Genomic DNA, 21661 nt, shown 5'->3' on the forward strand with positions numbered 1-21661 from the left:
AAGTCATTATTGTATAAAGACTTAATTTTAAACTCGCGGGGCTGTCGAAAAAGTAACCGGCTTTTGAGACAACCCCATGTCGGTATCCATAAGAGTATGCATCTAAGAGATACCGGAAACATCGTATCGGACTCATGATGAGACGATGAGATAAGGGAGAAAATAGAGTATGAGTGACAGAATGAACCCGATACCGTTCAAGAATTTGATGGAATGGATTAGAACGGAGTATCAAACCGAGGGGACAATTTTCGGTGTGAAAAAACTATACCGCGCCGATCCCGCCCGCTCTATAGAGCTGTTCGGGCAGAAGTTTGAAAATCCGCTCGGGCCCGCGGCAGGGCCGCACACGCAGCTGGCGCAGAATATTGTGGCCGCTTATGCTGCGGGCTGCCGTTTCTTTGAATTGAAGACGGTACAAAAGATAGACGGAGAAGACCTGCCGGTCGCAAAGCCGTGTATCAATGCGGCGGACGAATGCTACAATGTCGAATGGTCTACCGAGCTGCGTGTGCCGCAGGCTTTTGACGAATACGTAAAGGCGTGGTTTGCATTAAAGGTTATTTCTCAAGAATACGGCTTCGGCAGTCCCGACGGTTTTATCTTTAATATGAGCGTAGGCTACGATCTTGAAGGGATTAAGACCCCGAAAGTTGACGCCTTTATCGAAGGAATGCGGAATGCCTCTAATACGCCGGTCTGGAAAGAATGTACCGACTACCTTTTGAGCCATACCGATCTGTTTCCGTCCGTGTCCGAAGCGTTCCTCGACAGTTTGCCGACGCAGGTATGTACGTCCATCACGCTTTCCACCTTACACGGCTGCCCGCCTGCGGAAATCGAACGCATCGCCATGTATCTTATCACGGAAAAGCATCTTCATACCTATATCAAGTGTAACCCCACGCTGCTCGGTTACGAATTTGCCCGCGACCGCATGAACAAGATGGGCTATGAGTACGTGCAGTTTGACGATCATCACTTTAAAGATGATTTACAGTTCAGCGATGCGGTGCCCATGCTTGAGCGGTTGCTGCAGGAGTCCGATAAACGCGGGCTGATGTTCGGGGTTAAGATTACCAACACCTTCCCCGTCGATATTGCCCGCGGAGAGCTGCCCGGACAGGAGATGTACATGTCGGGGCGGTCGCTGTTCCCGCTATCCATCGCCGTTGCGTTAAAGCTTTCGGAAGCCTTTAACGGAAAACTCCGCATTTCATATTCAGGCGGCGCGGATTACTTTAACATTGCCGATATTTACGAAACGGGGATTTGCCCCATTACCATTGCGACAACGATTTTAAAGCCGGGCGGATATGCACGCTGCAAGCAGCTGGTGGAAGAGTTGACCGCCAAGCCGTTCAATAAAGATTTTTCCATCAACCTTGAAAAGCTGCGCCGCCTTTCAAACTCCGTCGTTGAAAATCCGCGCCATCGTAAATCGGTAAAGCCGGAAGCATTCCGCAAGATCCCCGCAAAGGTGCCGCTCGCCGATTGTTTTGCCGCGCCGTGTATTTCCGGCTGTCCCATCAATCAGGACATTCCTGCGTATATCAGACTGACCGGCGAGCAAAAATACGAAGAGGCGCTCCGCGTTATCACCGACAAAAACCCGCTGCCGTTTATCACCGGCACGATCTGTAACCACCGCTGTATGACCGGCTGTACGCGGAATTTCTATGATGATCATGTGCATATTCGTGCCGTTAAACTCGAAGCGGCGCGCCATGCCATCGAAACTTTGAAACAAAACCTAAAGGTGCAAAAACCGGCGCAGAAAAACGGAGCGAAGGTTGCCGTTATCGGAGCCGGCCCTGCCGGTCTTGCAGCCGCCTATTTCTTAACCCGCGACGGAGCGGACGTTACCGTGTTTGAAAAGAAAGCGCGCGCCGGCGGTATCGTTCAGTACGTCATCCCTGAGTTCAGAATCCCTGCCGCGTCGATCGGGCAGGATGTTGAACTTGCCTCGTCCTTCGGCGCTTCCTTCGTGTATAACAGCGAGCAGCGTTCAGTCGAAGCGCTGAAAAAGCAGGGCTTTACCCATGTCGTGTTTGCCATCGGCGCGTGGAAGCAGAGTACGCTGGCCTTGGAAAAAGGCGCGGCTGCAAACGTTATCGAATTCCTTGAACAGGCAAAGCAAGCGCCCGAAACGCTCAAGCTGGGAAAGAATGTAGTGATCCTCGGCGCGGGAAACACCGCGATGGATGCCGCCCGCGTTGCAAAGCGCACCAAAGGCGTCGAGCATTCTTCTATCGTATACCGCAGAACCAAGCAGTTTATGCCCGCCGATGCGGAAGAACTGGAACTTGCCTTGGAAGACGGGGTTGAGTTTAAGGAACTGCTCGCGCCGGTTTCGTATGAAAACGGCGTTTTGCGCTGTGAAAAGATGAAGCTCGGCGAACGGGGGGCGGACGGCCGTCAAAAGCCGGTACCGTCGGGAGAGTTTGTAGATATTCCTGCCGATACCGTGATCGCCTCTATCGGTGAAAAAATCGACACCGATCTCTTTGCGGAATCCGGCATCGCACTGGATGGGAAGGGCAGGGCGCAGTACAACCCCGCAACGTTTGAAACGAATGTAAAGGGCGTGTATGTAATCGGGGATTGCGCCGCAGGGCCTGCGACAGTCGTACAGGCTATCGCCGATGCAACTAAGGCGGCAAAGGCAATTACCGAATCGGTAAAAGCCCGCGCATGGACGGCTCAATTTACGGCGCTTAATTATAATCCCGATACTGCGCCGGTTTATGCAAAGCGTGCAATCTTAATGCCGATGAACCTTGCCGGTTCCGGCGGCGTTGCAAAAGAAAGCGTCCGCTGTTTGGAATGCTCGACCGTTTGTGAATCCTGCGTCGATGTGTGCCCGAACCGTGCTAACCTTGCAATCACCGTACCCGGCATGCGTATGAAGCAGATCGTTCACGTGGACGGTATGTGTAACGAATGCGGCAACTGCGCGACATTCTGCCCCTACGAGAGCGCCCCCTACAAGGATAAGTTTACGCTGTTCCACTCGGAAAAAGACTTCCTCGATAGCACGAACGAAGGCTTCTTCTACCTTGACGATGCACGCAGCCGATGCAGGGTGCGGCTTTCCGGCGAAGTGCGGGACATTACGCTTGCAACGGAAACCGTTATGCCCAAAGAGCTCCTGCATATTATCAATACCGTAAAAACGCAGTACGCATATTTGCTGTAAGTGCAGCTCTCCGCCGGAACTTCAGGGAACCTCTAAAAACTTCAGTTTTTAGAGGTTTTCCTTAAGCTTATTTGCGATGTCTTTTGATCTGCGGAGATGTCTCAAAAGTTGCTTACTTCTTCGACATCCCCCTATCAGGTGTAAAACATTTTTCCTTCTGCACCTGTGCGGTTGTAAACCGCTCTTTACTCTTTGCTTGCCTTTAGCTCTGTATTTTACTATACTAATAGTATGCAAACGCAAAATTTTACCGTTACCGGTATGAGCTGTGCCGCATGTTCCGCTAATGTGGAAAAGGCGGTCGGCCGTCTTGCCGGTGTGGAAACGGTTCAAGTAAATCTTCTAACGAAGCGGATGGCCGTTAAGTATAATCCTGAGGCTGTTGATGAACATACCATCATACAAACAGTAGAAAAAAGCGGTTACGGCGCGTTTTCTCTTTCAGAAGGAAATACGGCTCAACCCCCTGCGCAACACGCTGATGCCGAAATAGCCGACTCCGAAAAAAAGCAGTTTATTTTTTCGCTTTTCTTCCTTATCCCATTGATGTATGTGTCTATGGGGAGAATGCTCAAGCTGCCCCAACCGCCCTTTTTTACGGGGGCGGAGAACGCGCTCATCTTTGTCTTTACGCAATTTCTGCTCACTCTGCCGGTTTTGGTGTTGAACCGCCGCTTTTTTATCAACGGACTTACGAGCTTATTCCACGGCGCTCCGAATATGAATAGCCTTATTGCCGTCGGTTCAGGCGCCGCAGCAATCTACGGTGTGTTTGCGCTGTACCGGATCGGATACGGCTTGGGGCACGGTCAGTTGGATATTGTACGCCTCTATGTAAAGGATTTGTATTTTGAATCCTCGGCGATGATTTTAACGCTGATTTCTTTAGGGAAATTTTTGGAAGCGCGGGCAAAAAAGAAAACCTCCGAAGCGTTGGAAAAATTGATCCAGCTTCGGCCTCGGACTGCACAAGTATTGCGGAACGGGATTGAGGTTGAAATTCCCGTCGAAAATATTGCGGTTGGCGATACAATTATTATTCGACCCGGACAAACGCTGCCCGTTGACGGTACTATTATAGAAGGAAGTACATCGCTTGACGAATCGGCCGTTACCGGAGAAAGTCTCCCCGTGGAGAAGACGGTGGGCGATTCAGTCATCAGCGCCTCGCATAATTTATCGGGCAGTTTTATCTTCCGTGCCGATAAAGTAGGAAACGATACGACATTGGCGCGGATTATTGCGCTTGTGGAAGAAGCGTCTTCATCAAAAGCTCCGGTTGCAAAGCTGGCGGATGTTATCAGCGGGTATTTCGTACCGATAGTTATGCTCATTTCGCTCGCAGCCTTTATCGGCTGGCTTGTCGCAGGGGCTTCTTTTGAATTTGCGCTTTCAACAGCCATTTCCGTGTTGGTAATTTCGTGCCCCTGTGCACTCGGTCTTGCGACGCCTACTGCCATTATGGCCGGTACGGGCAAGGGCGCTCAACTCGGCATCCTCATCCGTTCTGCGGAAGGACTGGAACTTGCCCACCGTGTTACCGCCGTTCTGCTCGATAAGACGGGTACCATTACGGAAGGAAAACCGACGCTGCAGCACATCGAAGTATTTTCTCCCCAATACACCGAGAATGATATTCTGTGGATTGCCTACAGTCTTGAACATTTATCCGAACATCCGCTCGCCCATGCAATTATCATGGCTGCAGAAGAAAAAAAACTGGCGCCGTTTAAGGTAAACGGTTTTATGGCGGTGCACGGAAAGGGAATTTACGGAACCGCCGCAGTCAATGACCTTAACGGAACCTCATCGATCGGAAATGTAAGGATCGGTGCAGGAAATACGAAGCTATGCAGCGAGTTAGGCATTCCGGTATCGGGGACTGTTCAGGCACGGCTTGCGGAGGCTGCCGAAAACGGCGCTTCGCCGTTGCTGATTATAATCGGAGATGAATGTGCCGGCCTTATCGCCGTCGCCGATCCGGTAAAAGAAGGCAGTATCCGGGCTATTCAGGATTTTCACGAGATGAGTATCCATACGGTTATGCTGACCGGCGACAATCAACGGACTGCAGAAGCCATTCAAAAGATTGTCGGCGTCGGGGAAGTCGCTGCGGAGTTATTGCCGCAGGACAAAAAGGCAAAGGTCGAATATTATCGCTCAAAAGGTTTTTCACCGGCCTTTATCGGCGACGGTATTAACGACGCACCCGCACTCACTGCTGCGGATGTCGGCATCGCAATCGGCGGCGGTACGGATATCGCAATAGAAAGCGCCGATATCGTACTGATGAACAACAGCCTCGAAACTGCGGTCACCGCAATTCAGCTTAGTAAGGCTGTTATGCGCACGATTAAGCAAAATTTGTTCTGGGCGCTTTTTTATAATTCGCTCTGTATCCCGCTTGCCGCCGGGGTATTTTATACCCTGTTTGGGCTAAGGCTTAGTCCCATGTTTGCCGCCGCCGCAATGAGCTTCAGTTCGGTGTCGGTGGTTACCAATGCGCTGCGGTTGAATAGATTCCGTCCTAAACATATTGAACAGACTGCCAATAATATGCAATACTGCGCCATCGCTACCGCGGAGCCGGCGGAAAAAACGGAAAATATAACTCATAAGGAGAATACCGATATGAAACAAATTACGTTAAATATTGAAGGAATGTCGTGCGGGCACTGTTCCGCTCGTGTTGAAAAAGCACTGAATACTATCGAAGGGGTTTCGGCAAAAGTAAATTTGGAGGCAAAGACCGCCGCTGTCACGTATCCTGAAAATGTAACCGTTGAAGCTCTTAAAGCTGCCGTAACCGATGCAGGTTATTCGGTAACCGGTTCACACTAAAGAGCATAACCTAACACAGATTAGATACGGATTTATATCGGTTCTCGCTGCCATGTATAAGTTACGGCTATCCCTTGCTGCCTTTATTTTTTCCCTCTTGATGAGCCCGCTTTTAGCGGCGGCTCCGGTAAAAATTACTTTTTCTGCCGATAAGATGCAGGGGTCCGGCCAAAAAGGGCAAAATTCAACCGCATTAACCGGTAACGCAAAGGTAAGTGTCGATTCTCTCAATATTTACGGTGAACGAATCGAGCTCTACGGTAAGGATTACCGGTATATCAGGGCAAGCGGGAACGTAACCGGAGAAGATGCCGAAAAAGGATTTACGTTTTCTGCAGCCTCATTATCTTATGACCGCGAAACGGAAGTAGCGGAGTTTATGGGGCAAGCAAAGGTCGAAGACACCAAAAATAAGGTTGAAACGGCGGCCGAGCGTATCGAATATAATCAAAAAAACGAAATTATTCTTTTACAAATGGCCGTAAAATTAAAAAGCAAAGATATTATCTGCGATTCGCTTTTTGCCGTGTATAACCGGAATACCTCTATGCTGGAACTCACCGGAAAACCCGCGGTTAAGAAAGGAAAAGATGAATTTAAGGCTGCCCGAATATCGGTTGACCTTGAAACCGAGGATATTAAACTTGAAGGAAAGGTGAGTGGTTCCGTTACGGAAGAAAAAGAAGATGCAACTGCAGCCGAAACTTCTGCAAAGGAAGAACCGAAAACACCATGAGCGATAGCCTTGAATATGTATCTCAAGAGAATGAAATGCAGCAGGATATTGAACATTCGGAACTGAATACGGAGATAGCGCTCATTGTTTCCGAGCCGTTTGATGAGCCTGATAGCCCTGATGTGCCGGTACAAAATAATTTTTTATACGGTACTCAGTGCTCTGCAGATTCTAATGTGCCTAAAAGTATCTTACGCGCAGAAGGTTTGAATAAATCATTCCGCAAAAAACAAGCAGTCAAGGATGTGAGTTTTTCTATGGCGCAGGGGGAAGTTGTCGGACTTCTCGGTCCGAACGGAGCGGGGAAAACAACCAGCTTTTACATGATTGTCGGGTTCTACACCCCGAATTCCGGCGGCATCTACCTTGATGACCGGCGTATTACCGAACTTCCGATGTATAAGCGTGCCCGCATCGGCATATCTTATTTACCCCAAGAGGCCTCCGTATTTCGTAAACTCTCCGTTGAGCAAAATATCGACGCTATTTTGGAAACACGGAAAGATTTAAGCCGTGCGGAGCGGAAGGAAAAACTCGATTCGCTATTGGAAGAATTCGGAATTACTGCCAATCGGAAACAACCCGCTTATACGTTATCCGGCGGAGAGCGTAGACGTACCGAAATTGCGCGGGCCCTTGCTATCGAACCTAAATTTTTATTGCTCGACGAACCCTTTGCCGGTATCGATCCGATCGCCGTACACGACATCAAGTTGATTATCAGATTACTTGCACGGCAGAACATCGGTGTGCTTATTACCGATCACAATGTCCGCGATACCTTGGAAATTACCGACCGCGCATACATTATCAATAAGGGCGAAATTGTGGAACAGGGGCCGCGTGATAAGATATTGGAATCCGAGATTGCACGGAAAGTCTATCTCGGAGAAGAATTCAGAATGTAATGGAGATTCTATGAAATATATTTGGCTTGCGGCCGGCTGCCTTTTTTTAGGATTCGGCCTCGTCGGTGTTGTGCTGCCTATTTTGCCCACAACCCCCTTTATACTTGTTGCGGTTTTTTGTTTTGCAAAAAGTTCTGAGCGTATGCATCGATGGCTGCTTTCTACCCAATTGTATCAGAAACACGTTAAAAAGTTTAACGAAACCCGCACAATGACGCTTAAAGAAAAAATAACGATTTTAGCTGTCGCATCCGTGATGCTGCTTGCAGGATTTTATTTTTCAAAGCAAATATATGCCCGCATCCTTATCATCATTGTGATGTGTATTAAATATTATATCTTTATTTTTAAGATAAAAACCGCTCCCGGCAAAACGAAAAAAGAAATGCCGGAAGTATCGGCTATTGATTCGGATCGGCAGAACTAGGCGAGAGTTCTTCTTACTCCTGCTCATTAAGGGAGTTTTCGTTTCCCTCATCGGACGCAGGGGCTTCCGGCTCCGCATCTTTTACAGAAAAAAGCTGCATGGTCAGCTTTTTTCCCATACCGTCTACCGCTAAGGTAAGGTTACAGGTATCAGGGCTGAGCGTTCCCGTTAAGACTGCCTGAGGTTTGGACATCGCAACCTTATAAATTCCTACAAGGCTGTCAAGTGCATATCCGCCGCCGGCCTTTTGGGCTACTTCTTCTTGCGGAATAAGAAATTGAAAAGATGAAGCAAACGGCATCTTTCCCAGCTTAAATTTTTCCGATTGTATTTCAATATCGCCTGACGGAAGTGAGGTTACAATCAGCGTTATTTTATTCTCAACGGTTTCTTTCCCAACGGTACTGTAGATAGTTTTTTCTACGCCGTTGGAAAGTGCTTTAACATTGACCGTTTGGCGGTACAAAACCGTACTTTCGGCGCCGAAGACAAGGGCTACAGCGCTTAGATAAAAAAAGGTTAATAAAACTTTCATATTTTTTCATCATAATATCGGCATAAAAAATGTCAAGGCTTGATTACAAAGATGCTGCAATACGTCTAAGCCTATTTCTGATATACCAGTTTGATGGGACAATGATCGGAGCCTAATACATCAGCCATAATTGACGATTCACGGATATTCGGTAAAAAGGCGTTATCAACGCAGTGATAATCTATCCTCCATCCGATATTTTTCTCACGGGCATGGAAACGGTAGCTCCACCATGTATACCGGTGAGGTTCCGCACAAAAATGCCGAAAGGTATCGATATATCCCGCCTGTGTAAAAGTATCCATCCATGCCCGTTCTTCGGGTAGATAACCGGGGTTTTGTTCGTTGGATTTCGGATTAGCAAGATCGATAGGTTTATGGGCGATGTTGTAGTCCCCGCAGAGTACGATATGCCGGCCATCCTTTTGTAACGCATTACAAAACTCAAGCATTGCGGCGCAAAAATCAAGCTTATAGTCGAGCCGGGCGCCTCCTTCTTGGGAGTTCGGAAAATATGCAGAAATAACCGATACCGTATCGAAATCGGCGACAAGAACCCGCCCTTCATCATCAAAGGCGGGTAGATTCATCGTACGGATATTGAGCGGTTCTTTTTTACAGAAAACTGCTGTTCCCGAATAGCCGGGCTTTTTAGCGGCCTGCCAATACGTTTTATACGTTCCTTCTTTCCAAGCAGGGGTTATCAGCTCCGAAGGCAGCTGCTCTTTACGAGCCTTCGTTTCCTGTAAACAAAGTACGTCGGGGCTTTCGGTATAGAGCCATTCCAAAAAGCCTTTTTTTTGGGCTGCCCTAATACCGTTTACATTCCATGATATAACCGAAGTCATAGTTCGTTATTCGATTGCAATACCGTGGCGTTTTTTAGGATACTGTTTAAGCATCGCAATTGAATTTCGTTTATCGCCGAATACAAAGCCGCCGTTCCAATACTCAAGCGCAGCAAATAAAGCGTTTCCGCCGTCGTTGTCATCGCTTTGAGCCGTTCTAAAAGATACATAGTCGCCAAGGTTGGTAAAATCCTGTTTATGCAAACATTCAAGCCGTTTTCGGTTAAACTCGTTCCATTTTTCTATGTCCTGAAAGCCCGCTCCTTCATCTTCTACAATGAGGTGGGCATGTTCGGAACTGAATTCGTACCATACCTTTACCTTTTTTTTAGGATCGCATTTATTCCCGTGTTTTACGGCATTTTTGATGATTTCGCTAATTTGCTGTTCCAGCAAGTTAATTCCCTTAATTTCCAGCGGGGCTGATTGCACAATTAAAAGGGTAAAATAGCGAATCTGCCGAAAATCGGAAGGAAATTCCTTGTAAAGCATACCGGTTTTATCGAATAACGGATCCTTTCCGTCAACGCGTAATTCTTTAATCATAGTATAACATTCTCCTATTGACTATTCGCTAATTTTTGTAAAGCTTCTTCCAAACTATTGGTAATGGGAAAGAAACCCATCAGCTTTGTTAATTCGATAACTTTTTTTACCGAACCGTGAATATTGGTAATATACAATTTCAAATTTTTCTTTTTTAAGGTGGAACAGATATAAATCAGCGCGCCGATGCCGGAAGAATCGATGTATTCAACTTCTTCAAGGTTGAGTACAATACATTTAATCTGGCGTTCAAGCATCTTTGCAATCAATTCCTTTAGTTTATAGGAATTGTACAAATCCATCTCCCCGCTTATATCAACAATGTACACCTCTTTGTTTTTTCGAATTTTCAGTTCCATACTCTGTTCTCCTTAACGCTACTTTACCTTAATAATCATCACCGTTTGGTCATCATGCGGTGAGGTTTTTCCCATAAAGATTTTTAGTTGTTTATTAATTGTATCGGTAATCGCCTTTGCAGGCAATGAGGCATTTGCAGCTAAAAGTTCAGCAAGCGCCTTGAGGCCGAACGGTTCTCCCCGATCATTAAGCGTTTCAATAATGCCATCGGTAAATAGCACTGCAATGTCTCCTTTTTCAACAGGAATCTTTTTGCATGTATAGACCGATTTAATATCGACGCCGATAGGATCGGATTTTTGCTCAAGCCGGACTAATTTTTTGGCTGAAGCTTTCCACAAAAGAAGCGACTGCGTGCCTGCATTGACATATTCGATACTCTTCTCTGCAGGAATATACGCCAATAACGATATGCTTGCATAGTGATCGATTGAAATTTTACCGGTAATTCCCTTATTCAAAATATCGAGAATACTCTGGGTGCTCTGTGCCGTATTGGTGATAAGATAGAGCAGCGAGCGAATCATCACCATAACGATACAGGCATGGATACTTTTACCGGCAACATCGGCCGTAATGCAGAAAAGCCGATCTTTCTGATTCTGAATAATATCGTAATAATCGCTGCAAACGCCCCGCGCCTGATTAAGAAGCACCGAAAAATTCAAGTCGGGCGTATCGATAAGCTTCTTAGGCAGTAAAATTCTCTGAATACGGCTTGCAATATCGGTTTCGTTTTCAATCGTGTTTAATTCGGTTTCTTCCTGCAAGTCATATATCAGTTTAAGCGCTGCCGTTGCATAGCTTGCCAGTATCTCGCCGATTTTGACGTCCGCTTCGGTAAAAGGCGCATGATCGGTACTGCGTGATAAAGAAATAAGCCCTTCTACCGTATCACGGTATACCATCGGAATGGTCAGCAATGAGCCCGGTAAAAGGAACGGCTCTTTACCGTTAACAACAATTCTACTGTCCTCTTGCGCATTTTCGATGAGAATCGGTTTTGCCGAACGTGCTGCTTCGCCGAAAAACGAATTATTAAGCGGAAATTCCGCATATCTGAAATTAGTTGCGACCTGCTCCTGTTGGTGCGGTACATCGTTGGGCAGCTTATACGGCGGCGGGTAATTTCCTCCGTATGCTTTAACAGTGAGCACATCTTCAAATTCTCCGATGGTAAGAATAACTCCTCCATCCGCGAAGAGCCGTTCAATCATGATTTTATTGATAAAACCGAGAATCCCTGCCGTATCCATTTGCTGCCGTATTGCTTCCGCCGCTTTTATCAGGAAAGTATTGCCGACAGGCAGCAGCTCTTTTGCTCTCATAGCGGTTTCATCGGGGCGTTGTGCCTTAATCAGTTCTTCCTGCATCAGTTCCATCTGAGTTTTAAGCGCCGTATATTCCCGCCGGTAGACCGCATCATTTGAAGCAATTACCACCAATAGAATAAAGCAGAGAGCACCGAGCGCTAACGAAGCAAGCGGGATAGAAACATGTTTGAAGGATCCTGCTGCCGCTATAGACAAGAGCATAATCACAACCAGTGCAATATTATATAATTGAACCGATCGCGTATTTTTTCTGTTCTTTATCGCCCGTATTCCGAAAAACACGCAGCATACTATACTTACCGCAAGAAACACCATTGCGGCGGGAACTATTTTCATAAGCGCAATTCTATCATCTATTACGGGTATCGTCAATTATAAAACCCGTCAACTTTTCAAATATGCGACTTGTCTATATTGCTTTTTTTGAGTATGTTATGCCTTATATACTGGGAACCTCTACTGCCTTCACCGGAGTTTTGAGCGGAATCCTAAAGTAACAGAAAGATGAGGCAACGGCTATTATGAATCAGAATGATGATAAGAACAAAAAGGATCCGAACGAACAGGATCCCTTTAATTTTTTTAAGTTGAGTCCGGAACCGTCCAATAATAATAACAAGGATCAAAAAAAGCCTCGGCTGCCATTCGTGGCGATTATTATCGGCGTGTTTGTCGTGCTGCTTCTGGCAAACCAATTTTTAATGAGGCAAGACGCAAATATTATTCCTTTTTCGGAATTTAAGGATCGCGTTGCGTCGGGCGAAATCGTTAAGGTTATTATGGGGCCTACATATTTCATCGGGCAGACAAAGACACAGGCGAACAGCGAGCAAACAAAAAGCAAACTGCCGTTTTTACCGGCCGATACTACGGGAGATGCCTATCAAACGGTCGGTATCTATTCGGAATCGTTTTTACAGCTGCTGGACGAACACAATGTCATTTATTTGGTGCGCCCTAAAGAAAACAACCTTATCGTTGATTTTTTAGTTCAATGGATATTGCCGTTCGGCTTTATTTTCCTTCTGTGGCATTTTGTTATGAAGCGTTTTACCTCAAATCTCGGCGGACTGGGGGGCACTATCTTTTCGGGCGGACAAGCCCGCTCCGCAGCTGTTGAGGAAGGAAAGGTTACTACCCGTTTCAGCGATGTCGCGGGGGTTGATGAAGCAAAGGAAGAACTGGTCGAAGTTGTAGACTTTTTGAAGTTTCCGCAAAAATACACTGAAATAGGCGGTAAAATTCCGCGCGGCGTTTTATTGGTCGGTACGCCCGGTACCGGAAAGACACTCCTGGCGCGTGCCGTCGCAGGTGAATCGGGCGTTCCTTTCTTTAGAATCAGCGGCTCGGACTTTGTAGAGATGTTTGTAGGTGTCGGCGCTTCTCGTGTGCGCGATCTTTTTAAACAGGCACGGGAAAAGGCTCCTTGTATTATCTTTATCGATGAGCTTGATGCTATCGGTAAGTCCCGCTTAAATTCAATCCATTCAAACGATGAGCGGGAGCAGACGCTCAATCAGCTCCTAGTAGAAATGGACGGGTTTGATAACAGCACCGGACTCATTTTGCTTGCAGCAACCAACCGGCCTGATGTCCTTGACCCTGCGCTGCTTCGTCCCGGACGCTTTGACCGGCAGGTAGCGGTAGATCGTCCCGATATGAAAGGACGCGAGCAAATCCTTAAAATACACGCTAAGAATGTTAAGCTTGCAAACGGTATTGATCTCGGCGACACCGCGCGGATTACCAGCGGTTTTTCGGGCGCCGACCTTGCAAATGTGATTAACGAAGCGGCGTTACTCGCTGTACGCGGCGGCCGTAAAGAAGTTATCACGGAAGATCTCAATGAGGCGGTAGAAAAAGCTATTGCCGGTTTACAGAAGAAGAGCAGGGTAGTAAAGGAAAAAGAACGCCAAATTGTTGCCTATCACGAAACCGGGCACGCAATAACGGCCGCCTTCACCGACGGGGCTGATAAAGTCCATAAGGTCTCTATTATACCGCGCGGTATCGCAGCGCTCGGCTATACCTTGAATATCCCCGAAGAAGACCGCTTCCTGCGTACCGAAAAAGAATTGCTGGCAGAGGTTGACTGTCTCCTCGGAGGGCGGGCTGCCGAATTCGTGCAGTTCGGCGTTGTTTCCACCGGTGCGGCAAATGATCTGTCGCGTGCTACCGATATTATCCGCGGCATGATAACCGACTACGGTATGAGTGATCGCTTTAAGAACGTTGCGCTGTCAAAGCGGGGCAGCGGATACGGAGCGGGCGATCCCCAGCTGGTACGCGAATATTCGGAAACCACACAGCAGTATATCGATGAAGAAATTGCCCGCATTATGGAAGAACGATATGCTGTGGTTGTAAATCGTCTGAAAGAAAAAAAACCGCTGCTGGAATATATTGCAAAACGTCTGCTTGAGAAAGAAACGATCGATAAGCAGGAATTTGACGATATTATCAAGGCGGAATCTCAGTTGCCCCGGCAGCCCGCCCTTGAAGCGCCGGAGGCTGCAAGTTCCGGTGAAACTATTTAACAAGCAAGAATTTCTCTGCCTATCCGGCTCGTTCATAACTTTGCCGGATAGGCAGGGTGCTCATTTCTGCATCGCTTGAACACCGATAGCGGCTGTCCATACATAAGCGGTATTCATCGGCCGATTTACCGTCAAAAATCAACCGAAACCAAGAATTTCATTTTGCCGATTGCGCGTTGTTTTAACGGATGCGCATACTCAAGCCCGATCTTTGCCGAACCGCTTACCGTAACGGCTGCCCGCCCGTAAACCGACTGATAAACATAAGGCGTAAGCGGCGGCGCGCTGTTTCCCAAAAAATTAAGCACGGCTTTATATCCGGCGCTTATCTTTAGTCTATTGTAAAAAATCGGCAGCCATGAGCTGCCGGTTTGAATGTCATAACTCAAAATAGTGCACTCCGTGTCGAATGCAAAGCCGGCATTTATCGCGCCGCCGCTTGTGCTTATCGTTGTGTTTGATTGTAAGTGCTCCGGCATGGACGGAAGATATGCGTTCATCCCCATAAATGCAGGATTATTGAAAAAAGTATAGGAACCGAATTCAGGAACATAATAGGCATTGTAACCGGCGTATCCGCTGCATTGAATCGTGACGGGCAGCACCGGCATATATGCCGCTACGAGCGCTTGGACGACCGCTGCATTGGAGCAGCTTTCAAAATGGTACCCGTGTTTTATCCCTGCCTGTAGCTCGATCCCTGCTATCGATTTTGCAAAAAACGGCGTATCCAATGCAATGAACGGCCTAAGATAGGCATACCGGAAACTTATCTGCTCCGAAAGAACGGTATCTTTGAGCGCGTATCCGTAAAGCGTTTTTTGCACGGTATAGTCTTTGGGGAAGAAAGAGAATGCTTCCGCCGAGATTCCCGCATTGACAGCAATATGCCGGTACCCGTTCTTAGTCGGTATCGGGAAAGCCGCTCCCACGGAACCACCTACGGTTCTATAGCGGAAATGATTATTCAGATCGTATATTTGGAATGAAAATCCCACCGGTTTTGTATTAACGGAAAGGTTTGCATGTATTTGATAAAAAAACGGCTTAAAATAAAAGATAGACGCTGCTTTGAGGGATAAAAGCGCTGTCGGATCAATCCCGTAAATATCCAGCGCGAGACCGGTTTCATTCGCTTTTGTCATATCATCGGGAAGGGTAACATATAACAGCGGAAACACCCGCCACATCCATGAAAGATACCGATATTTTTTGGGGCTCAGCAACTCCGGCTTAGGCGCAATGCTTTGTACGTGCATTGCATCCGGCGTATAATCGGTGAGCGCTGCTTTTTCTTCGGTGAAAAGCCGTTCCGAGACCGTACAAAGCGTATTATACTTTGCGTGTACGCCGGTATAGACAAGCAAACCATCCGGCGTTCCGTTCTCTGCGGCGGGTATATCGGGAGACATCGGAGATGAACTGTCCCGTATCACGGCTGCAGCTGGTGCAGAAACTACGGTATCAAGCGGAGAGGCTGTATTCGGTAAGTGCAGATGCTCTTGGGGCAGCAGTACCGGATAAAAAACGCCGCCCGAAATATCTTCCTTTAAAACTTTCAGCATGTTCGTTGCCGGATTATATGTTGCCGCGCGGTACAGCATGCCTTTTTCCGCCCATGAAAAGGTAAGCAGCGTCCCCGAATCGGTGCTATTGGTCTGCAGACAGCGGATTGCCGGGAGCGGCTTTTCAAGCAGTAGCTTTTGGATATGCTTGGTGTTTTTGTTGATAAACAGAATATCGCGGTTAATACCGTTTGCCGCAATAAAAGCGATGCTATCTTCTCCCGCGTATACGGGATCATAGATGGCGGTGTAGGGCATACCGGGACCCGCAGAAAAAAGAGAGTCCTGTGTACCGGCATTTTGCATGTCGGCAATCACCAGATGAGAAAATTGCCCGTCGATTTTTACGCCGCAGATACGGCCGTTGTCGCAAAAAGCGGCTGTCCGCAATGAGTAATATTCGTCAGGTAAAAACCGTTTTGTACGCATATCAAAAATTGCCGACCGATGTTTTTCCCCTTCAAGCGATTGAATGGTATCCGTTACCAAAAGCCGCTCTCCGTCCGGCGAAAAGTTGAGATGAGACAGGGTTCGATTGGCGGTAAATAATTTTTCGGAGCCGCCGTCAGCCGTATAAAACCGGACATCCCCTTGCGTAAAATCATAACAGACAAAACCTTCGCGGTTGGCAGCAATCAGCATAAAGCCCGATTTACGCAGCTCCCGAAAAGGGACCGGCAAACGGATTACCGGCGGCGGCTGAATAGCCGTAAGAAATTCGCTCCACAGCGACTTAAGCGGTTTCCCGAAAATATGCTTGGTTTTACTCTGAGGAAAGAGAAAAAAGGAACTATGCCAATAGCGGGCGTACGATTCCATACCGTATTTTTTTTGAAGATAGTCGGCAAATCCGGCGCCGTAGAGGTAGCCCCAAAATGCACCCGGGTATACGTCGCGCTGCCCTGCAGCCTCCTGCCACGAAGGAGCGCATCCGTCGATTTTGCCCTGCATTAGATGATGGTAAAAGAGCGGATCATTCAATCGCCCCTGCTTACCGTCAAGGCTTTCATACGAAACGGCTGCACCCTCATTAAATGAAAGCGGCAGTACCGGTAAAAAATAGATCATCGATATTGCATGAGTTAATTCATGGTAAAAAACTTTCAGCATCGAATCGCTTAAATTACCGAGTGTGCCGTCGTCAGGCACGGTATCGAACACCACAATACGCGGATAGGGGAAAAAAGTAAAATATCCGTTTAAACTTTCGGCTCCGGAGAGGATGTACACCGGCATTCTGACTAAAATATTCTTGTTAAGACGGGAGGCAATTTCTTCGGCATAGCGGTCGGCATATTCGGCGAGCAGCGCAGCGCTTTTTTCGGATTCTTTTGCATAAATAATATCAAAATAACCCGTTTTATGTACTAAAAGTCCTGCGCCGAAGACATGGGATATGAGCCATAGAGAGTATAAGATGAAAAGAAACGATTTTTTACTCACATACATAGAAGAGCTGTAGCCGAAAAAAAACAGAATGTCAACTGTTCCGTGCAGGATATCCATATAGAGTGTGTTATAGAATGTGTTAAAAATAGGGTGGTTAAAACTTTTTACCCCGCCGGGAGAGCCGTACTGAAATATTTTGAATATTGCCCTGTTCAAATACTTGATTTCATATAGTGGTATTCATATAGTGATATACGTAGAATACGACAATTAGAGGTACAATATGAGAGCAGTAATACAGCGGGTTCGATCGGGAAGCGTTGCAATAGAAGGCTTTGAAACACAGACTATCGGCAAGGGCTTTGTGATTTTGTTGGGTATCTGCCCGGAAGATACCGATGATGATATTGATTGGTTGATTAAAAAAATCTTACAGATGCGGATCTTTGAAGACGATGCAGGCAAGATGAACCTCGCTCTCGCCGATGTGCAGGGCGATATTCTGCTGGTAAGTCAATTTACGCTGTTTGCCAGCACCAAGAAAGGGAACCGTCCGTCCTTTAATGCGGCGGCAGATCCTTCGATTGCGATTCCGCTCTATGAACGCTGCATCCGTAAACTGAGCGAAGCGCTCGGTAAGCCGGTAAAGACCGGCCAATTCGGAGCGGATATGCAGGTGGAAATTCACAACGACGGGCCGGTTACCATTTTAATCGATACAAAGGTAAAAGAATGATTTCGTTGATAGCATTTTTAGGAAATACCGGACGGGAGTATGGACGCACCCGGCATAACGCAGCGTGGATTGCTGCGGATCGGTTGAATATTTGCCGAGGAATTTCATGGCAGCATAAGTTCCGCGGATTGTACGGGCGGTTCCCGGCAGCGGTTACCGGAGGACAGGCTGTCCACGCTTTAAAACCGGAAACGTATATGAATTTATCCGGTGAGTCGGTAGGAGAGGCTGCACAGTTTTTTAAAATCCCGCCGGCAGAAATACTCATCGTGCACGATGAGCTTGAGCTGCCTCCTGCGGTGCTGAGCTTAAAATGGTCGGGTGGGCTCGGCGGGCATAACGGTCTCCGTTCCGTAAAGGCAGCGCTCGGTACGGCGGACTTTTGGCGGCTGAGGATCGGTATCGGGCGTCCCGGCGGGAAAAAAAGCAGCAGCGCCGATCATCCCGATATTGCAGGCTATGTACTCTCTCCGTTTTCTCAAGAAGAATTTACACTGCTGGATACGGCGCTGCCGCAGCTCGAACCGCTTTTTACGGCGCTTATTACCGAACGGAAAGAACCGCAAACGCTGCTGCCCGCATGGACTAAGGTGCTTCCCGGTACATCGGCATAAACTTCAAACAGTCTGATGCGATTGTTTTCCTTTTGCGTGAAATTTTCTTAAAATTTCACGCATCTTTTCCCTGCAGGAGGGTAATCGCATCAGACAGATAAATAAAAATCACAAAATAAATAGGCTATGAGACCATTTGAGCCGCAAAGCGGCGAAATTCCGGTTGAATAGCCTATTTATTTTGTGGGAAATATAGCAAAACAGTCTGATGCGATTACCCTACGGAGTCAGGTCGGTCAAAAGAGCTCGTTGTCGCCGTCAAAAGCGCTGCCGGGCTTCGATTTATGAGCAGATGATGCAGCCGAATCTGTGCTTGCATTTTTCGCATCTTCGGCTGCGAGAGCGGCTCTTTCAAGCATGGATTTTTTCCCTGCGGCAGAACCCGCTTCTTTGTCTGCCGTAGTGCCCGCCGTTTTTATGCCGGCTGTAGACTTTGCACCCGCCGCTTTTGCCGTCTGCGAGGCTTCTCCGGAATCCGCACCGGATTCCTGATTCGATATTGCAAAGCTCGACACATACTTTTGATTGGGAAAGAGCCGAGCCCGTAAGGTCTTTTCAAGATCGATTGCAACATCGGGATTGTCTTCCAAGAATTTTACGGCGTTGTCATGCCCTTGCCCGATTTTATCTTCTTTATATGAATACCATGCGCCTTTTTTGTCTATCAACTCATATTTCACCGCACAGTCCAGCAAGCTGCCGTAGGGAGATATTCCCTTGCCGAACAGAATTTCCAGTTCAACCTTCCGGAACGGCGGTGCAACCTTGTTTTTTACAACTTTGATACGAACCTTGTTTCCCCATGCTTCATCCTCATCCTTACCGAGCACTTCACCCTTTCGGACTTCGATACGTACCGATGAATAGAATTTAAGCGCATTACCGCCGGTGGTGGTTTCGGGGTTACCGTACGCAATGCCGATTTTCATACGGATTTGGTTAATAAAAATCAGAATACATTTTGAACGCGAAATAATTGCCGTTAATTTACGGAGCGCCTGACTCATCAATCGTGCCTGCAATCCCATGTGCGAATCGCCCATTTCGCCGTCGATTTCCGCTTGCGGCGTAAGGGCAGCAACCGAGTCTACAACGATAACGTCAACAGCGCCCGAACGGACAAGGTTTTCGGTGATTTCCAATGCCTGCTCTCCCGCATCGGGTTGGGCAACCCATAGTTCGTCGATATTGACGCCGAGCTTTTGCGCATACTGGGGATCAAGGGCATGTTCGGCATCCACGAACGCCGCAATGCCTCCCCGTTTTTGAGCCTCGGCGACAACGTGAAGGGCAAGCGTGGTTTTTCCCGATGATTCCGGGCCGAATATTTCGATAATTCTTCCGCGGGGATAACCGCCGATACCGAGCGCCTCATCGAGCAGAATGCTGCCTGACGGGATGACTTCAATACCGCTTGCCTCGGTTTTTGAGCCGAGCTTCATCAGAGAACCCTGTCCGAACTCTTTTTCGATTTGCAGGCGTGCGGCCTCCAATGCTTTGAGCTTTTCATCGGCATCGGTAATATTGGTTACCTGGTTTATTTCTGATTTTGTTTTTGCCATTTAGTGCCTCCATAACATAGTGCATTCGTCCGCCGAAATCGCATTTGCAATGATATTCTGCAAAAGCGCATTTTACTCCGGCGGCTTCCGAACGCTGCATCGCTTCTTATCTTTGTTATATGACTTTGCTGCGATTTTGGCTTGATAAAACTGATAAAAAATCACTTTTTTTAGAATTTTTTTACAAAGTATATCAGTCTACCACTGAATCTTAACTTATAACATAGGAAGGTAATATAAATCAATATTACGGAAGATTTACACTTTTGAAAGGGTACCGGCATCCATTCGGTAGGTTGTACAATGAGGATCCAAAATATTGGAATCATGCGTAACAATCAGTACGGCAGTTCCCAGCCGGTTTATATCCTTTATCGCCTGCATAACGCCTGTTGCGGTTTCCGCATCCAGATTTGCAGTCGGCTCATCGGCAATCAGCAGCTTTGGGTCATTCATCAGTGCACGGGCAATAAGCATCCGTTTTGTTTCTCCGCCTGAAAGATTTTTCGGCATTTCATCTTTTAAATGCGCTATTCCCATCACTTCCAGTAAACTCAATGCCCGTCCTTCGGTATCGCCGTCCCGTTCAAATAAAAAAAACGGTACACGCACATTATCAAGCACCGAAAGGTTCGGTAAAGCGCCGAGCGATTGAGGCACAAACCCTATCGATTCGTTGCGGTAATAACTTTTTTCGGTGTCGTCCATGAGTGTAATGTCTTTGCCGCCGAAAAACACAGTACCTGAAGTCGGCTTTAAAATTCCTGAAATAAGATTTAGCAGCGTTGTTTTTCCCGAACCTGAACGTCCTACAATAAATACAAAATCGGATGCGTCAATACTGAAATCGGCATCCTTGACGGCAAAGAAATCGGAACCGTTTCTGGTAAACGTTCTGGAAAGATTTTGCGTTTGCAATAACATACTGTAATGATCCTGTTGCCTCTTAACGATGTTTTTATCTTTTTCTGGTAAAAAATAGATAACCTGTATTGATTACGATCAGAATAATAGCCAATAACAGAATAACCGGTTTGGCATATACATTACAATGCATTGTAGGAGATTTACAAGTACCGATAACAACCGTTTGCAATAATATCAAACAAATACCGAGCCCGATATTGGAAAACGCGATACCGATTCGGGAACTCTTGAACAGTAAGAATACGACGCCTAATGCAGCAATTAAACCGCCGAGCATTCGGACAGCCTCGCCCATCCAATGGCACTTCATAAAACCGCCGTCAGCTTTCGGAAAACAGACATGTGCATATCCGAAGGGAGCAAATAAAACGAGCAAACCGACTATAACGATTAAAGCACCTACAACATATTTTTTCATATAAAACCTCACATTTGGAATAGGTCTAGTATATACGAAATACACTGAAAGTCAATCTACGGTTACTTTATTTCTAGGAATTTCCATCAGTTATTCTTGGCACTTTAAGGGGGAAGGGGGAATATGGAAGATAAGTTCAAGTTGATGAACTTATATAAAGAGCATCCTCAAAAACAAAT

17 protein-coding genes are annotated in these 21661 nt (G+C 47.0%); 8 read left to right on the forward strand and 9 right to left on the reverse strand.

What is annotated here, in order from left to right; genetic code table 11:
* The first annotated feature begins 169 nt into the window (after positions 1–169).
* The 5 genes from ygfK (at position 170) to HMPREF1222_RS01495 (ending at position 8111) form a co-directional block, all read left to right on the forward strand.
* A complete protein-coding gene (gene ygfK, locus HMPREF1222_RS01475; RefSeq protein WP_016517912.1) occupies positions 170–3199 on the forward strand; it encodes a putative selenate reductase subunit YgfK in 3030 nt (1009 codons plus the stop codon).
* A gap of 231 nt (positions 3200–3430) precedes the next feature.
* Entirely contained in the window at positions 3431–6040 is a 2610-nt protein-coding gene (locus HMPREF1222_RS01480) for a heavy metal translocating P-type ATPase (RefSeq protein ID WP_016517913.1), read from the forward strand.
* A gap of 52 nt (positions 6041–6092) precedes the next feature.
* On the forward strand, positions 6093–6776 hold the full coding sequence (locus HMPREF1222_RS01485) for an LptA/OstA family protein (RefSeq protein ID WP_016517914.1): 684 nt from the start codon (positions 6093–6095) through the stop codon (positions 6774–6776).
* On the forward strand, positions 6773–7684 hold the full coding sequence (lptB, locus tag HMPREF1222_RS01490; RefSeq protein WP_016517915.1) for an LPS export ABC transporter ATP-binding protein: 912 nt from the start codon (positions 6773–6775) through the stop codon (positions 7682–7684). Before HMPREF1222_RS01485 ends, lptB begins: the two co-directional genes overlap by 4 nt.
* 10 nt (positions 7685–7694) lie before the next feature.
* Positions 7695–8111, forward strand: a complete 417-nt coding sequence (locus HMPREF1222_RS01495) for a YbaN family protein (protein ID WP_006189462.1) — start codon at positions 7695–7697, stop codon at positions 8109–8111.
* A gap of 13 nt (positions 8112–8124) precedes the next feature.
* On the opposite strand, the gene HMPREF1222_RS01500 is transcribed toward HMPREF1222_RS01495, so the two are convergent.
* From HMPREF1222_RS01500 to HMPREF1222_RS01520, 5 genes are all read right to left on the reverse strand, one after another.
* A complete protein-coding gene (locus HMPREF1222_RS01500) occupies positions 8125–8646 on the reverse strand; it encodes a hypothetical protein (protein WP_016517916.1) in 522 nt (173 codons plus the stop codon).
* A 71-nt stretch (positions 8647–8717) separates the two neighbouring features.
* Positions 8718–9494, reverse strand: coding sequence for an exodeoxyribonuclease III (locus HMPREF1222_RS01505; RefSeq protein WP_016517917.1), 777 nt, complete (start codon positions 9492–9494; stop codon positions 8718–8720).
* 6 nt (positions 9495–9500) lie between these two features.
* Entirely contained in the window at positions 9501–10040 is a 540-nt protein-coding gene (locus HMPREF1222_RS01510; RefSeq protein ID WP_006189465.1) for an ATP-binding protein, read from the reverse strand.
* 14 nt (positions 10041–10054) lie between these two features.
* A complete protein-coding gene (locus tag HMPREF1222_RS01515; RefSeq protein WP_006189466.1) occupies positions 10055–10399 on the reverse strand; it encodes an STAS domain-containing protein in 345 nt (114 codons plus the stop codon).
* Between the two features lie 18 nt (positions 10400–10417).
* Positions 10418–12070: a PP2C family protein-serine/threonine phosphatase gene (locus HMPREF1222_RS01520; protein ID WP_006189467.1), complete on the reverse strand. Its 1653-nt coding sequence runs from the start codon at positions 12068–12070 to the stop codon at positions 10418–10420.
* A 185-nt stretch (positions 12071–12255) separates the two neighbouring features.
* On the opposite strand from HMPREF1222_RS01520, the gene ftsH reads away from it, so the two are divergent.
* Positions 12256–14271: an ATP-dependent zinc metalloprotease FtsH gene (ftsH, locus tag HMPREF1222_RS01525; RefSeq protein WP_016517918.1), complete on the forward strand. Its 2016-nt coding sequence runs from the start codon at positions 12256–12258 to the stop codon at positions 14269–14271.
* A 131-nt stretch (positions 14272–14402) separates the two neighbouring features.
* Here ftsH and HMPREF1222_RS01530 read toward each other — a convergent pair whose 3' ends face one another.
* On the reverse strand, positions 14403–17441 hold the full coding sequence (locus HMPREF1222_RS01530; RefSeq protein ID WP_038076404.1) for a hypothetical protein: 3039 nt from the start codon (positions 17439–17441) through the stop codon (positions 14403–14405).
* Positions 17442–17508: 67 nt separating this feature from the next.
* Between HMPREF1222_RS01530 and dtd the strand changes: the two genes are divergently transcribed.
* The gene (gene dtd, locus HMPREF1222_RS01535) at positions 17509–17961 is read left to right on the forward strand and encodes a D-aminoacyl-tRNA deacylase (protein WP_016517920.1); all 453 of its coding nucleotides are present in this window, start codon (positions 17509–17511) and stop codon (positions 17959–17961) included.
* Entirely contained in the window at positions 17958–18575 is a 618-nt protein-coding gene (gene pth / locus HMPREF1222_RS01540) for an aminoacyl-tRNA hydrolase (protein ID WP_016517921.1), read from the forward strand. The genes dtd and pth overlap by 4 nt, the downstream gene beginning before the upstream one ends.
* Positions 18576–18811: 236 nt before the next feature.
* Here pth and recA read toward each other — a convergent pair whose 3' ends face one another.
* The 3 genes from recA to HMPREF1222_RS01555 form a co-directional block, all read right to left on the reverse strand.
* Complete coding sequence (recA, locus tag HMPREF1222_RS01545) at positions 18812–20137, reverse strand: recombinase RecA (RefSeq protein WP_016517922.1); 1326 nt, start codon at positions 20135–20137, stop codon at positions 18812–18814.
* Between the two features lie 258 nt (positions 20138–20395).
* The gene (locus HMPREF1222_RS01550; protein ID WP_006189480.1) at positions 20396–21061 is read right to left on the reverse strand and encodes an ABC transporter ATP-binding protein; all 666 of its coding nucleotides are present in this window, start codon (positions 21059–21061) and stop codon (positions 20396–20398) included.
* A gap of 34 nt (positions 21062–21095) precedes the next feature.
* Positions 21096–21482 carry a DUF4418 family protein gene (locus tag HMPREF1222_RS01555; protein WP_016517923.1) on the reverse strand — a complete coding sequence of 129 codons (387 nt, stop codon included), beginning with the start codon at positions 21480–21482 and terminating at the stop codon, positions 21096–21098.
* Positions 21483–21661 lie beyond the last annotated feature (179 nt).

It is taken from the genome of Treponema vincentii F0403 (assembly GCF_000412995.1).
Lineage (GTDB): Bacteria > Spirochaetota > Spirochaetia > Treponematales > Treponemataceae > Treponema > Treponema vincentii.